Origin of the sequence: Enterobacter cloacae complex sp. CARB60 (genome assembly GCF_036487345.1) — a bacterium.
GTDB classification, from domain to species: Bacteria; Pseudomonadota; Gammaproteobacteria; order Enterobacterales; family Enterobacteriaceae; genus Enterobacter; species Enterobacter asburiae_D.
The window spans coordinates 2,533,363-2,546,994 of record NZ_JAZKLC010000002.1 but is presented as its reverse complement, the minus strand read 5'-3'; the positions used below and the strand labels follow the sequence as shown (position 1 = coordinate 2,546,994).

Genomic DNA, 13,632 nt, shown 5'->3' with positions numbered 1-13,632 from the left:
CACCTCCTACAGCAGCTGTTTGCTACGCAGGAAATCGCGGGCGACCTGCTGCGGTGACTGATGGTCGATATCCACCTTCTTGTTCAGCTCGGTGATAACGTCGTTGTTGAGCTGGGCGGAAAGGGTGTTGAGCGCCTCTTCCAGACCGGGGTTGGCCTCCAGCGTGTCCTTACGCACCACCGGCGTCACCGCGTAGCTCGGGAAGAAGCCTTTATCATCTTCCAGCACCTTGAGGTCGAAGCCTTTCACGCGCCCGTCGGTGGTGTAAATCAGACCGGCGTCAACGAAGCCGTCGCGCACCGCGTTATAGACCAGACCGGGGTCCATCTGACGAATTTGCGGGCGATCCAGATCCATCTTGTAGGCCGCCTGAAGCGGCTTCATGCCGTCGCTGCGCCCGGCAAACTCCAGGTCTAAGCCCAGCAGCCAGTTTTTGTCCGGATTGGTTTTACGGACCTGCTCAATCTTCGCCACCATCTCCGACATGGTGTTGATATGTTCCGCCTCGGCGCGCTTGCGCTGCATGGCGAAAGCGTAGGTGTTGTTCATGTCGGCGGGTTTGAGCCAGACCAGACCGTGCTTCGCGTCCAGGCGTTTCACCGTCTCGTAAGACTCCTGCGGCGACATGCGCTTGTTGATGTGGTTAAAGATGATCAGCGACGTGCCGGTGTACTCCCAGGTCATATCAATCTGCTTGTTGATCATCGCGTTGCGGGAGATCACCGTGGCAATGTTGGTTTGCGGCTGGACCTGAAAACCTTTCTTTTGCAGGTACTGCACGGTCATCGCCGAGAGAATGTGCTGCTCTGTAAAGCTCTTGGTCGCCAGAATCAGCGGGGCCGCCATCGCCTGGCTGGTGAACAGCGCCGCGGCACACAGCGCCGTCAGGCCGGAAAACAGTCTCATAAAAGCTCCTTGTTATTGTTATCGAGCGAGATGGGGGCTCATCGCGCGACCCAGCGCCGCCAGCAGGGTATCGAGGATCAGGGCGAACAGGGCGGTGGCCGCCGCGCCGAGGATCAGGGTCGGGAAATCGTTCAGGTAAATTCCGGGGAAAATCAGCTCGCCGTAGCTGCTGGCGCCAATCAGGAACGCCAGCGGTACGGTACCGACGTTAATGGCGGTAGCGATGCGGATCCCCGACAGCATGACCGGCCAGGCGGCTGGCAGCTCAACCTGACGCAGGCGCTGCCATTTGGTCATCCCGATGCCGTTTGCCGCTTCCAGCAGCGACGGCGGGACCGAGCACAGCCCGGCATAGGTGTTACGCACTATCGGCAGCAGCGAGGCGAGGAACAGGGCGATGATGGCGGGCGTATCGCCAATGCCAATCACCACCATCGCCAGCGCCAGCACGGCCAGCGGCGGCAGCGTGTTGCCGACGTTGAAGATTTGCATCACATATTCGGCGATACCCCGCGCGGCCGGGCGGCTCAGCAGAATACCGGCTGGAATACCGACCAGCAGGGCAAAAAACATGGATGAGAAAACCAGAATCATGTGCTGTTGCCCGAGATAGACCAGGTCAACCTGGCGCGCCCTGATCGTTTCCAGCCCAATGCCCCAGACGAGGAGGGCGAGGACCACGATAATGGCGCCGACAAACAGCAGCGAACGTTTGAGTAATGGGTGCATTGCGGTGTGTCTCCCTGTGCGCATGCGTTATAGCAACCACCGGTTGCCTGTTGTTATGCCATGTTTCGGCAGGGGTATTTCATCTATAGCAAGCGTTTGGGAAGGGTTCCAGCGAAGGGGTAAAATCAGTAACCCTATGAAAACAGTGACAACCTTATGCCAGGCCTTATGGCGTAAGGGCTGATTGAGGGGCAGGCAGAATTGTCCTAAAGACGAGAAGTGAAAGTGACGTTGTCACGAATGAGGGCCGCACCCGTGACGGTGCGGCAGCGCAGTTACGCTGTTTTGTGGGCTTTTGATGTCCATTCTTGCCAGATGTTCTCAAGACCCTGCCGGTATGAGGTGACGGCGAAGTCGGGAAAATGCCGCTTAAACTTCGTCGAATCAAACAGGTTATCAACGTCGTATCTGGGCAACAGCTCACGCATTTCGCGCGCGCCCTGCGAAAACAGCGCCGTCGCGGCGAATGCCAGCTTGCCCAGCACGGCGTAGTCCGCCTTCTGGCCGAAGATTTCGCAGGCGAGAGTGACAAACTGTTGATACGTCAGCCTTTCGTCGCAGCAGGGCAAATGCCACGTTTGCCCGTAGGCCTCGGGTGTATTGCCCAGCAGGGCAAGGGCGCGACTGGCATCCGGCGTCCAGATGAGGGTGCGGAGCGTATCGTCACGTACCGGAACGCGCGGGCGTTTGTGCTGCTTCAGCCTGTCGATAATGAGCGTATTCGTGAAGCTCTGCGTTCTCTCAGGACCGTAAAACTCCGGTGCCCGACCGATGAGAACGGGAATGTCGCCCCGCTGCATTTCGGCAAGCACCCGGTTGGCCATCAGCGCACGCACGTTGCCTTTCCGCCCCCGGGGCGCAAAGCGCGTCTCTTCAGTTTGCGGCACGTCGCTCTGGGGGTACATGTAGGTATTGTCAAAATAGACGAATCTTGCGCCCGCTTTTCGCGTGGCCTCCAGCGCATTTTCCAGCATGGTTGGGAACTGACGCTCCCACAGCGCAGAATCCGGCGGCAGACCGGCGGTAAAATAGACCGTATCGCTGCCGTTAACCGCCTCCTGCGTCTGCTGCGCATCCAGAAGATTGGCCGCAACCGTGATATCGCTGGCGTGGACTTTCTGCGGATGGCGGCTGACCAGCCTGATATCGTCGGTAAAGGTGCGTTTTAATTCGCGGGTCAGTTCACGGGCGATTTGCCCGCTGGCACCCAGAATAGTTTGCATATGAGCTTCCTGATGAGATGACGATCCGGTTGACCGTATAAAAAGTTTAAGCTTAAAGTTAACTTTAAGGTCAAGACGTAAGAGCAGATGAAATGAAAATTGGCGAGCTGTCGAAAATGACGGGTATTTCCCCGTCGCGCATTCGGTTCTATGAGGCGGAAGGTTTACTGCCGCGACCCGTCAGGCAGGGGAACGGCTACCGATCGTATTCTAAAGAGGCGGCAGCGCTGCTGAACATCATCGACAACGCGCAACGTACCGGGTTCTCACTCGAACAAATACGCCGCTTCCTGCCGCAGCCGCAACAGCACTGGGATCATGAGGGACTGCTCCAGTCCCTGAAAACGCGTATTGCCGAAATAGAAGCGATGCAGAAGCAGCTTGAGGAAAACCGCAGGGAATTGCTGACGCTCGTCGCGAGTATCACCAACCGGCCGGATGGGATCTCCTGCGACGACAACATGCAGCGCCTGCTGGGGCAGCTGCAACACTCAGACGGTAGCGCGAACCCGTCGAACCCGCGTCGAGACGGTGATAATTGAAACGATAGCGACCACGGCGAGCATCAGTCCGAGCGCCAGCATGGCGTTAAACCCGATCCATCTGAACAGCAGCAGCCCCGCGATACCGCCCGTAATAAACGAGAAAAGGGTGGTTAAGTGGGTTTTCAGCTGACTTTTTTGCGCCGCCGTATCTTTGGAGTAATCCCTGCGCAGCATCGCCACCAGTACGGAGGCCAGGGATATTCCCGCGTCCGTCAGCGTGCCGGTAATGTGCGTCGATCTCACCCGTCCGCCGGAAAGCTGCGTGGAGGTGGAATTGTGAATGCCCATCAGGCCGCACAGAAAAAGAATAATCTCGCGGTTGCTGGTGAGGGCATGAAAATACATCTCGTAGAACGAGACGCCGGTCAGCAATATCCCCTCGACAAACAGGATCTGGCAAAAAATTAGCCTGACGTTATGGATAATGCCCCATATCACGATCGCGCGCGCAATAATGGCGCCTGCCACAAAGGAGAGAATAATCGAGCCGAAGAAAATAATATCGCTCAGGTCGGTGGAAGAGACTTCGCTGGATAACTGTGAAGTATTGCCGGTCATGTGTGAGGGGAAAAAACCAAATGCCCCGAGGGCGATGGCATTCAGCAAACCTGCCGAGGTCGCCAGCCAGAGAGCAAGCCGGCGATCCTCCTTATGCGTTCGTTCTTTCTTGAGTCTAATCAGCAAGAATACCTCCGGGTTGAGCTTTGCCTGAATAGTCAGGCTAGCAAAGCGGTGCAACGGGCTGTCCAGGATATGGCTTAATTATTATTCCCTCTGACGCGTTTAAGGGTTAAGTAATTAAATAAAATATCCTTGCTCAAGATAGGGGCGTGAAGACTTTATATCATGCCGTTATTGCCGTGACGCAAAAACGCCGGGCGCTGGTTAAGACGTTCAAACCAGGCCTCAATTGCAGGCACATCGGGCTTATCAAACGGCGTCATCTTCCAGCGATTCACCGACAGCCCAAGCACCACGTCCGCAAGGGTAAATGTCTCGCCTGCCGCAAAGGCGCCGGTGCGCTGCAGCTGGTTTTCCAGAATGGTGATGCAGTGGTTCCACTCTTTTATTCCCGCCGCAATGCGTTCAGGGTCGTTAAAGTCCGGGTTTTTACGCCCCAGCGCCGGGAAAACATAGCGCCAGGCGTTATTGAATTCGGTGGCCTGCCAGTCCATCCAGCGTTCAACGTTGGCGCAGGCCTGCGGCTCTGCGGGCAGCAGATCGTGACGTCCTGCCTTGCGCGCCAGATAGCGGCAGATGGCGTTGGACTCCCACAGCACGAAATCGTCATCCATCAGCACCGGCACCATGGCGTTGGGGTTCAGGGCGCGGAAGGCATCCGTTTCCGTTGAGGCAAAACCGCTGCCGTAATCTTCCTGTTGATACGCGATGCCTGCTTCTTCGCAGGTCCAGAGCACTTTACGCACGTTGATGGAGGTGGTTTTGCCGAGGATCTTTAGCATAGTGCTGCTGTCCTTTAAGGGTATGAACGATCTAAAACAATACACTAGCTTGAACAGAATTTAACCTCCAAAACTCGGGTGATTTCTCTCCTGGTCTGTAACAAAAGGACTGATATGGTTGGATAGCCAAAATTTATCCGTCGATGAACTGAAGAAACCGCAGCATGCGTCGCGTTTCATACAGGAGGCACAAACAGGGCTCCAGGTATTTTTAAAGTCGCTAATACTCTGTTTGCAATAGGCTTGTGTGTCTTCATTAACAATGCATAAAGGAAGATTAAAGACCCTTACATCAATGCCATAAAACTGAAAGATCTCGATGGTGGCGGATAGCGTATCCTTGTACTCCCAGGGATCGATAAATACGGCTTCCCGGTTCAGCTTTGCATATCCCATGTTCTCCATGCCCATAAGCGCAACATGCTTAACGAAAAAAAGATTTCGGGAAATAAATTCTGCCAGCGCAGTCAAATATTTTACCGTTACTTTGTTCAGTACAACGCGCAGTTCAATGTCTATCCCGTGTTTGTAACAGTTTAACAAACCGGCCATTGTTTGATTAAATGCCCCTTCGCATTGAACAACATAGTCGTGAATCTCTGAAACATGACCAAAGAGGGGGATGCCGGCGAGCAAATGATGATTACTTTTCTGTGCCAGACGCGCCGTATAGTCCTCATGACTTAAGTAGCGGCCATTCGTTAGCAAGTGTATTAACGTCTGTTGGTTCCTTTCTGTAATCGCCTCAATAACATGAAGCAGTCCTTCGTTTAACATTGTCGGTTCGCCACCTGTAATACAAAGTGCTGCCGGAAAGTGCTTGTCATCAATAAGGGCAAGAGTTTTTAGGATCCGCTGCTCAGTATCACCCTGGTTAATTGCTGATTCCGGTTTAGGAGGTTGCGGGCACATTACACAGAGGTTGTTGCAAACTTCAGTTACCAGGAATGCGTTGTTCTGAGAGCTTGCACGAAATAAGCGATGGATCCGCCCCCGCTCGCTGATGGTTATTACATCGCCCTCACTGAATACAGTTTCTTCTGAAACGACGATAACCGGTGTCTCCACCTGTGCGATTAAGGCGTCAACGTTCGGATTGTTCTTTGTACAAATGATTGCGCGTACAGGGGGAAAGGCTGACAGTGGTATCGTTTTGCTCGAGGTCAGAAAGACAATGCTATCCGCTGCTATTTCATTTAATTCGACAGCGACTTTACCAAATAGCGCTGCCTTCAGGTGCCAGATGCTTTCTGCCTGAGTAGAAAGAAAAAGCGTATCGTCAGTACATTGTGTATTCATTTCATTCCCCACTGCATCAGAACACGACGGGTCTCGCGATCGCCTTCAACGAATCGTTTAATAACCATCGAAATAATACCTTTGTTTTTTAAACAGAAATCGTCTTTACCCGGATGGCCATAAACTGAACCTGTTACCTGATAGCGGCGAACAGGGTCTGCGCCGCAGTAGGGAGCAAACGCACAGTCAGAGCAGACGGGCAGGCAGTCATTGACTCCTGCAGAGGCGAGTTCTTGCATGACTGAGCCAAAGAAAAGTTCTTCTGGGCTATTCTCAAAAACACTCCCCATTTTGAAATGCTGATCGCCCGTTTCTGCCATCATTCGGCTTTCATCGCTTGGGTAGATGTTTCCATCATAGTTATACAATGTGACCCCAAAACCAGAGCCACAGGGGGACTGAAGATCCACAAACCCTGTTGCCCAAGGCGTCATGAGCTTTTTCATGATCAATGCAGCATAGGATTCGCGAAATGCAATTCCATCGTGATTAATGCGAATGATGTAATCGAGACACTTCTCATAAAACGCCAGAAATTGTTCCGTGGTATACCCGATTTTATGGAAGTATTTCTGTGCGAATCCATAAGGATTAAGTTCGCGGATGAAAATACTGCGAAATCCATGGCTTACATATTCATTTATAATCTCTTCAGCCATATCAAGGCTTGGCCGGGTCGTTGTCATCAGTGCGCTAACTCTGTCAAACGCATCACGCTGTTTGAGTTTATTAAGCGTTGAAATGAGCGCACTCCATGCACCTGATTTTGCATATTTACGGTTAGCATCATGCAACGCCTGAGGGCCATCGAGCGATGTGCTGATTGAAAAATTATGCTCTAGCAAAAAGTCGAGATCTTCGTCATTCAACTCGCACAAATTTGTACAAACCACGAATTGAATATCTTTTCGGGTATTTTTCCTGTTGACCACAGCGACGGCCTGACGGATGAGGCCCATATTCAGCGTGGACTCTCCCCCCTGAAATTCAAGCGTAAGCTTGTCTGAAGGCATAGATAAGAATAAATCAATACTCTTTTCAAGGGTCTCCGGACTCATATCATAACGAGATTGATCGGACTGGCAGCTCTTACGAGAGGCTTGACAATAGACGCAAGAATTGTTGCAGCGAACGGTGAGGACAAAAATATGGAGCTGAGAAAAGTTTTCCAGGAATGATTTCTTTGTTCTGTATCGTGAGGAGAGCAAAGCGATCTGGTTGTCATCAATTCCGTTACTGACCATGTGTTTGGCCTTCAGTTCATACCAAAGCGTTTCATCTTCAATCTTCTCCTTATTGATGAGCGTAGTGAGTTGTGAAGGGCTAATACACATCCACTCGCCATAATCAGTCGAAAGGAAATAGTTTCCGTCATCCAGTTGGCTGAATCTGAATGGAAGTAGTTGATATGACTGAGAAGCAAACTCAGCGGGAGATTTAAATCTAACGCTCATTGTGCATGATGTCCTGTATACTGAGATCAAGGATGTTAGTCAGGAAGGTATTGATAATGAGAGGTGCATCTGAGAGATATTCTTTATTGATATTTATCCTCAGGCAGAATGCCTCTTTAATGGTAAACTCGGCACTCAAATAATCATTGAATTGTTGGGTTATATTCTCTATAGCGCCCTGAGTATAAAAATGTGGGTCAAGCTTGATTATCATCGTCTTATACTACCGATTTTAAAATATCTTGAGTGTCAGCCTGTACCCGATTTTCAACAAACACGGCGGCCGGGGAGAATGCTTTCCTGACGATCTCTTCATGTAAGGCTGAAGTTTCATCATGAATGATTTGACGCATCTGATTTTCATGAAGTAAATGTAAAAAGTGCTTTGCTACGGTATTGATATCATTAACGCTTTCGTTTTTTGGGTAGATACAGATACCAACATCTTCATTTTCTGATTTGATGGCATGAATGAAGAAATCATCAGTAAACGCGTAGCATGTTTTCATTATAGCTTCACGGCTATAGAGTGTTTTGTTTAGGGGCAACAAAAAATATTCCCCTAATTCATTCTTTCCATGTTTGAGGTTATCCATGAGCATCTCCTTCCAGAATGGCCAGCCTGCAGCTGGCCTTGAGTGTTAGCACGTAGAGCCAGGCGTGCAGGAATAATGACTGGAATGGCTTGCATGACTTGAGTGGCTGTAATGCGCCGCGAATGCTTGTCCATCCAGAGAAGGTTTAGCCAGTAAAACAGACGTACCAGGTTGCTGTATGCTGTTGCTGGCGGCAATCTTGGAGTGCGTTGGTGCAATTGTTGGTGTACTGCTGCTGGCGAACGCAGGGGCGCTCGCACCCGCTATCATCCCAGCAACAATACCCGCAACGACAGGTACGATACTTTTACCTGAAAGTTCGTTGACAGAGCCTTTTACGACTTTTGGCAATGCTTTCATCTGTAATCCTTATCATAGAACGAGAGATAACAGGATTGTTATCGTGAATATGATAAGGCACTGTGATATTCGATTATTATAATATTTATGTTTGTTATTTGATTTTAATCATGCAGCAGGTAATTAGATTGATTTCAAATCGGACATTGAAAGTGGACATGTAAACATTAATTATGAATACAGTGAAACTAATTCATTTTTATATGAATAGCCTGCTATCAATAATGTTAATTCTAGCCCAGAATGGAACATTCAATTAACGGCAGGCTAATATATACATTAAAAAATTATATAGCTCTATTCTCGGTCAAATCATCGCATCACTCCTTTTTGCCGCGATGTGATAAACGTCAGCACTACTGCACACAGCAGCAATATTCCGCTCAATGCAAACGTGCTCTGCCAGCCGCTATGATCGAACACCATACCGCCCGCCGTTGAGCCTAGCGCAATAGAAAGTTGGATCACGGCGACCATTAACCCGCCACCTGCTTCGGCATCTTCCGGCAGCGTTCGCGCAATCCATGTCCACCATCCCGTGGGTGCCGCCGTCGCCAGCATCCCCCAGAAGCCTAACAGCAGGGCAACGATCCACATGCTGTGGCCGGTCAGTATCAACGCGCCTGCTATGACGGCCATCAGCAGGGGTATGGCGATTAACGTCAGGTAAAACGCCGCGTTCAGAACAATGGCAACGAGCAGTGTGCCAACAAAACCCGCAATGCCGATGGTGAGTAAAATCAGCGATAGGCCGGAGGGGGTAACCTGCGTCACGGTTTCGAGAAACGGACGCACATAGGTAAACAGCGCAAACTGTCCCATAAAGAACAGGCCGCAGGCCAGCAGACCGATGGAAACCACCCGTTGGCGGAATAGCCGAAAGACGGATGCGCGTGACGCCGTATTTTTATTGCCGTTCATATCGGGCAGGCTAAAGCATTGCCAGAGGAACGCCAGTATCGCCACGGGAACCAGGCACAGGAAGGCGCCGCGCCAGCCAATGGTGGCGCCGAGATAGCTTCCGAGCGGGGCGGCGACTACCGTCGCCAGCGCGTTCCCCCCGTTGAATATCGCCAGCGCGCGAGATACCTGATGCTGCGGAACGAGGCGAATGGCCGTTGCGGCAGACATGGACCAGAATCCGCCTATAGCGATACCGATCAGCGCGCGGCCGGTCATGTAAACCAGATAGTTTGGGGCGAAAGCGATAATCATCCCCGAGAGCGCCATCAGGAGCGTCATGCCCAGCAGAAGGTGTTTGCGGTTCATATTCCCGGCAAGCCGGGAAAGGAAGAGGCTGGTCAGAACCGCCAGCGCGCCGGAGATGGCGATCCCCTGGCCAGCGAGCCCCTCCGTAACGCCCAAATCTCTGGCAAGGGGGGTAAGCAGGCTGACGGGCATAAATTCCGAGGCAATCAGGACGAATACGCACAGGGTCATGGCAAAAATACCGCCCCAGTGCGCGCGTGCCTCATTCTGTGAGGTGGTAGGATTCAGAGTGGACATAGTCATCTTTCACGAAGGGCCGCCCGCTAAAGACGGGCGGCGGAGAGGTTTATTTCAGGCTGGTTTTGAAGAACTGTTCAAACTGGCCGAACGGGATCTTCCCGGCAGCATTGTCGTAGAGATCGACATGGTTTGCGCCCGGAACAATCACCAGTTCCTTATGCTTGCTGCCGACCGCCTTAAACGCATCTTCTGCAAAGTAGCGGGAGTGCGCTTTTTCACCGGTGACGATAAGCGTCGGGATAGTAATTTCCCCGGCGTAGCTCAGCAGCGGCATATTCATAAAGGATAATGGCGTGGTCGCGGTCCACGCGCCGGTGGAGTTGACGGAACGCGCGTGGAAGCCGCGCGGCATGCGGTAGTAGTCATAGAACTCCTTCAGTACCGGATTCGGGTCTGCTGGCAGCGTCTCTGGCAGAATACGTTCAGCCGCTGTCACCTTGCCGTTCTCATCGACATAAATGTCATGGCCGCCGTGCGCGAAGGTACCGTTCTCTGCATCTTTCCAGCGCTGTGCGTTCAGATACTGCAGAACGGCACGGCGGTCAGACGTTGAATAGCGATCTTTCCCGTCGCCCACGCCGTGGCCCATCGCCCGGCTCATGTCATACATCACGCTGGTGGCGACCGCTTTCACGCGGGTGTCCATGGAGGCCGCATTCAGCGCCATACCGCCCCAGCCGCAGATGCCGAGAATACCGATGCGGTTACGATCAACCTCTTTCTGCAACCCCAGGAAATCCACCGCCGCGCTGAAGTCTTCGGTGTTGATATCCGGAGACGCAACGTTGCGCGGCTGGCCGCCGCTTTCGCCCGTATAGGACGGATCGAACGCCAGGGTCACAAACCCATTCTCCGCCAGGGTCTGCGCATACAGGCCGCTGGACTGCTCTTTGACCGCGCCAAACGGCCCGCTGACCGCAATCGCCGCCAGCTTGCGGTCACCACGGTTTTTAGGAAGATACAGATCGCCTACCAGGGTGATCCCGTATCGGTTCTGGAAGGACACCTTGCGGTGATCGACTTTGTCACTTTCGGCGAAGGTTTTATCCCATGTGGTCACCATCGAAACCGGTGCGTTTGGGTTGGTGGTTTCTGCATAACTCATTGTTGTCACTCCACTTAATGATGCGCATAGCAGCATCGCAACGGACAGTTTTTGGGTGAATGTTTTCATAAAAATGGACCCTGGGTTGTTGTGTCGCGGTCATTATAGTTAGCAGAAATAGTGCTGATTAGAGGCCGAAAGCTGCTAGGATTCATATCATATTGTTATAAATAGGGGGCGTGATGGCGAAGCGGGAAAACTACAATGAGCTGTACCTGTTCATGCAGGTGGTGCGGGAAGGGAGCTTCACGGCGGCTGCGCAGCGGCTTGGGCTGGCGCAATCCGGCATCAGCCGCTCGATTCGCGAGCTGGAAGAGCGGTTGGGTGTTCAGCTTCTGGTCCGCACCACGCGCAAGCTGTCGCTAACGCACGCGGGGGAACAGCTTTACCGGACCGCCGAGTCCGCGTTCGATACGCTCGATACGGGCCTGGCGACCCTGGCACACTATCGTCAGACGCCGTCCGGCACGGTACGCATTAATGCCAGCCAGCACGCTATCGACAAATGTCTGCTGCCAAAGCTCGCCATTTTTAAACAGCGTTACCCGGACATCAGGCTGGAACTGATGAATGAAAGCCGCTTCGTCGACATTATCGCCGAGCGGTTCGATGCGGGTGTCAGACTGGGGCCGGAAGTGGGGCAGGGAATGATTGCAGTGCGTATCACGCCTGATATGGAAATGGCCGCAGTGGCTGCCCCGGAACACTTCAGACGCTACGGTTTTCCCCAGACGCCTGCGGATTTAGTGGCGCACCCCTGCATTGCCTACCAGCTTGCCGACGGTAGTGACTATCAGTGGGAGCTGGTGCAGGACGGGAAAAAAATCACCCATCGGCCAGAGGGGCAATGGGCGCTGTCTGACAGCTACATGGAGGCCGAAGCTGCCCGGCTGGGGCTTGGGCTGGCCTATGTCCCGGTGGAGCTGGTGGCTGACGATCTGGAGCGCGGAACGCTGATCCGGGTGTTGCAGCGCTATAGCCTGCGCATGGACGGGCTGTACCTCTATTATCCGCACCGTAACGTGTCGCCCGCGCTTAGAGCGGTGATTGATACGCTTAAAATCTAGGGCAGCGTTGTTATTCTGGAAGGCGCCTCGCAAACCGCAAATTAACCGCGTGAAATTCAGGGTTATGTCTTTTCTTCGACCGATCGGGGTCGTAAAGTGCCTGCGTTGCGGCACATCCGCAATCGGGCGTAGGAACCCGCATCTACCATATAGTGACATTTCGTATGTCGCGGCAGCACCGATCCCGCTACAATTGCGGTGGCGCTGGCGGAGCAGCCGTAAGGCTGGCCGTTTTTCTATATGGGCGGTATTCCTACCTCTGTCAGCGCTACCCCCCGAGCGTAGGAACTCATTGGGTGGTTAAATGAACTGCATATAGAAGGATGCCTTGTATGGCTACTATCCCGACCCTGACTTATCTCCCGTCTGACGAAAGCTTCATTTTGCAACTTATCTCCCGGCCGCTTCCGGCTGATGCCGATCTGTTTGACGTCGCCGACAACTGCGCCGCGCTGGTGAGCGTGCTGGTCGAAATCGAGGATGCGAAGATGTTTACGGCGCTCTGCGAGCGTCTCCTTCAGGCTCTGCGTAAGCTACGGGAACTCTGCGACGTCGATCTTCCGCCAGATCTGATCGCGCAATTGATCATGGGTGAGAAACTGAACTCCTGCGTGCCGGACTGCTGGCAGGACACCCTGACTCAGGTGGACTATGTTCTGGCGCTGACGCAGGCGGTTATGGGTGGAACGCTGCCCGCTCACGTAGCGAAAGAGCTGACGGGCCTGCTGCACGATATGGTGTGGCTGCTGGCTGAGTTTGTGAGGGAGCCGCGCATCACTACACACTAAGGGCGCTGGCATGGAGGGGCGGCAGCGCCCCTTTGAAAGCGTGATTAACGCGATCGGTTCACCGTATCCAGAAGCGATGTACCGTAGGAGTTGTCGATGGTACAAAGCCAGCGACCGTCGCTTTCCTGCCGAAAAACATAGGTCGCGCGGCGCGACAATTCCGTTATCCCACCCTGGCCATCAGGAAAACGCAGAACGGTTTCCATGATAACGAGGGCATTATCACCCCCTTCGATCACCTGCATCTCCCCTTGTTCGACGATCAGCTGGCCTTGAAAATAATCAGAGATGGCGATAAACGCGCTGCGGATGTTCTCTTTGCCTTTAACCGTCATGCCGGGCTTGACCACCAGAGCCGCGTCTTCGGCGTAATACTCCATCAAGGCGTCATAGTTTTTGGTGGTGATGGCGTGGTCGCAGGATTCGATGATCTGGCGTAGCGGATGTGGGGTCATGCGCGATTCCTCGTTGATGGGGGGAACGCGTATTAACATAACAGGCTGGCGTGTTTGTATAGCTACCAGGTTTTATGGCGGGTGGAACGTTACGTCTGCTAAGTGCGATTAACAGACATTGCAAACTGCATTC

The 13,632-nt window shown here is 52.9% G+C and carries 15 protein-coding genes; 3 read left to right on the top strand and 12 right to left on the bottom strand.

All coding sequences use genetic code 11. The annotated features are described in order from the left end of the window. Positions 1-6 precede the first annotated feature (6 nt). The 3 genes from osmX to V4835_RS13080 all read right to left on the bottom strand — a co-directional run bounded on the left by osmX (position 7) and on the right by V4835_RS13080 (position 2,858). The gene (gene osmX / locus V4835_RS13090; protein WP_033145383.1) at positions 7-906 is read right to left on the bottom strand and encodes an osmoprotectant ABC transporter substrate-binding protein OsmX; all 900 of its coding nucleotides are present in this window, start codon (positions 904-906) and stop codon (positions 7-9) included. Positions 907-924: 18 nt separating this feature from the next. Continuing rightward, complete coding sequence (gene osmY / locus V4835_RS13085) at positions 925-1,635, bottom strand: osmoprotectant ABC transporter permease OsmY (RefSeq protein WP_331412429.1); 711 nt, start codon at positions 1,633-1,635, stop codon at positions 925-927. Between the two features lie 275 nt (positions 1,636-1,910). Then, on the bottom strand, positions 1,911-2,858 hold the full coding sequence (locus V4835_RS13080; RefSeq protein ID WP_331412428.1) for an NAD-dependent epimerase/dehydratase family protein: 948 nt from the start codon (positions 2,856-2,858) through the stop codon (positions 1,911-1,913). Between the two features lie 92 nt (positions 2,859-2,950). On the opposite strand from V4835_RS13080, the gene V4835_RS13075 reads away from it, so the two are divergent. Continuing rightward, positions 2,951-3,400, top strand: a complete 450-nt coding sequence (locus V4835_RS13075) for a MerR family transcriptional regulator (RefSeq protein ID WP_331412427.1) — start codon at positions 2,951-2,953, stop codon at positions 3,398-3,400. On the opposite strand, the gene V4835_RS13070 is transcribed toward V4835_RS13075, so the two are convergent. The 8 genes from V4835_RS13070 to V4835_RS13035 all read right to left on the bottom strand — a co-directional run bounded on the left by V4835_RS13070 (position 3,350) and on the right by V4835_RS13035 (position 11,258). Beyond that, positions 3,350-4,087 (bottom strand): YoaK family protein, encoded by a 738-nt coding sequence (locus V4835_RS13070; RefSeq protein WP_331412426.1) that lies wholly within the window; start codon positions 4,085-4,087, stop codon positions 3,350-3,352. The genes V4835_RS13075 and V4835_RS13070 overlap by 51 nt on opposite strands. Before the next feature lie 155 nt (positions 4,088-4,242). After that, positions 4,243-4,866, bottom strand: a complete 624-nt coding sequence (locus tag V4835_RS13065; protein ID WP_331412425.1) for a glutathione S-transferase family protein — start codon at positions 4,864-4,866, stop codon at positions 4,243-4,245. A gap of 60 nt (positions 4,867-4,926) precedes the next feature. Beyond that, on the bottom strand, positions 4,927-6,165 hold the full coding sequence (hxsC, locus tag V4835_RS13060; RefSeq protein WP_331412424.1) for a His-Xaa-Ser system radical SAM maturase HxsC: 1,239 nt from the start codon (positions 6,163-6,165) through the stop codon (positions 4,927-4,929). Further along, positions 6,162-7,619: a His-Xaa-Ser system radical SAM maturase HxsB gene (gene hxsB, locus V4835_RS13055; RefSeq protein WP_331412423.1), complete on the bottom strand. Its 1,458-nt coding sequence runs from the start codon at positions 7,617-7,619 to the stop codon at positions 6,162-6,164. Before hxsB ends, hxsC begins: the two co-directional genes overlap by 4 nt. A gap of 218 nt (positions 7,620-7,837) precedes the next feature. Then, the gene (hxsD, locus tag V4835_RS13050) at positions 7,838-8,215 is read right to left on the bottom strand and encodes a His-Xaa-Ser system protein HxsD (protein ID WP_331412422.1); all 378 of its coding nucleotides are present in this window, start codon (positions 8,213-8,215) and stop codon (positions 7,838-7,840) included. A gap of 45 nt (positions 8,216-8,260) precedes the next feature. Next, the gene (locus V4835_RS13045) at positions 8,261-8,575 is read right to left on the bottom strand and encodes a hypothetical protein (protein WP_331412421.1); all 315 of its coding nucleotides are present in this window, start codon (positions 8,573-8,575) and stop codon (positions 8,261-8,263) included. 312 nt (positions 8,576-8,887) lie between these two features. After that, a complete protein-coding gene (locus V4835_RS13040; protein ID WP_331412420.1) occupies positions 8,888-10,081 on the bottom strand; it encodes an MFS transporter in 1,194 nt (397 codons plus the stop codon). A 49-nt stretch (positions 10,082-10,130) separates the two neighbouring features. Beyond that, complete coding sequence (locus V4835_RS13035; RefSeq protein WP_331412419.1) at positions 10,131-11,258, bottom strand: alpha/beta hydrolase; 1,128 nt, start codon at positions 11,256-11,258, stop codon at positions 10,131-10,133. 113 nt (positions 11,259-11,371) lie between these two features. Between V4835_RS13035 and V4835_RS13030 the strand changes: the two genes are divergently transcribed. Both V4835_RS13030 and V4835_RS13025 read left to right on the top strand, forming a co-directional pair. Next, complete coding sequence (locus V4835_RS13030; RefSeq protein WP_331412418.1) at positions 11,372-12,256, top strand: LysR family transcriptional regulator; 885 nt, start codon at positions 11,372-11,374, stop codon at positions 12,254-12,256. Positions 12,257-12,588: 332 nt separating this feature from the next. After that, positions 12,589-13,044 (top strand): hypothetical protein, encoded by a 456-nt coding sequence (locus V4835_RS13025; RefSeq protein ID WP_331412417.1) that lies wholly within the window; start codon positions 12,589-12,591, stop codon positions 13,042-13,044. 44 nt (positions 13,045-13,088) lie between these two features. On the opposite strand, the gene V4835_RS13020 is transcribed toward V4835_RS13025, so the two are convergent. Beyond that, positions 13,089-13,499, bottom strand: coding sequence for a YybH family protein (locus V4835_RS13020; RefSeq protein WP_331412416.1), 411 nt, complete (start codon positions 13,497-13,499; stop codon positions 13,089-13,091). Positions 13,500-13,632 lie beyond the last annotated feature (133 nt).

Coding starts and splice junctions, on each gene's coding strand:
- V4835_RS13025 (WP_331412417.1), top strand. CDS start 12,589: ATGGCTACTATCCCGACCCTGACTTATCTCCCGTCTGACGAAAGCTTC.
- V4835_RS13045 (WP_331412421.1), bottom strand. CDS start 8,575: ATGAAAGCATTGCCAAAAGTCGTAAAAGGCTCTGTCAACGAACTTTCA.
- osmX (WP_033145383.1), bottom strand. CDS start 906: ATGAGACTGTTTTCCGGCCTGACGGCGCTGTGTGCCGCGGCGCTGTTC.
- hxsC (WP_331412424.1), bottom strand. CDS start 6,165: ATGAATACACAATGTACTGACGATACGCTTTTTCTTTCTACTCAGGCA.
- V4835_RS13065 (WP_331412425.1), bottom strand. CDS start 4,866: ATGCTAAAGATCCTCGGCAAAACCACCTCCATCAACGTGCGTAAAGTG.
- V4835_RS13030 (WP_331412418.1), top strand. CDS start 11,372: ATGGCGAAGCGGGAAAACTACAATGAGCTGTACCTGTTCATGCAGGTG.
- V4835_RS13075 (WP_331412427.1), top strand. CDS start 2,951: ATGAAAATTGGCGAGCTGTCGAAAATGACGGGTATTTCCCCGTCGCGC.
- V4835_RS13020 (WP_331412416.1), bottom strand. CDS start 13,499: ATGACCCCACATCCGCTACGCCAGATCATCGAATCCTGCGACCACGCC.
- V4835_RS13080 (WP_331412428.1), bottom strand. CDS start 2,858: ATGCAAACTATTCTGGGTGCCAGCGGGCAAATCGCCCGTGAACTGACC.
- hxsB (WP_331412423.1), bottom strand. CDS start 7,619: ATGAGCGTTAGATTTAAATCTCCCGCTGAGTTTGCTTCTCAGTCATAT.
- hxsD (WP_331412422.1), bottom strand. CDS start 8,215: ATGGATAACCTCAAACATGGAAAGAATGAATTAGGGGAATATTTTTTG.
- osmY (WP_331412429.1), bottom strand. CDS start 1,635: ATGCACCCATTACTCAAACGTTCGCTGCTGTTTGTCGGCGCCATTATC.
- V4835_RS13040 (WP_331412420.1), bottom strand. CDS start 10,081: ATGTCCACTCTGAATCCTACCACCTCACAGAATGAGGCACGCGCGCAC.
- V4835_RS13035 (WP_331412419.1), bottom strand. CDS start 11,258: ATGAAAACATTCACCCAAAAACTGTCCGTTGCGATGCTGCTATGCGCA.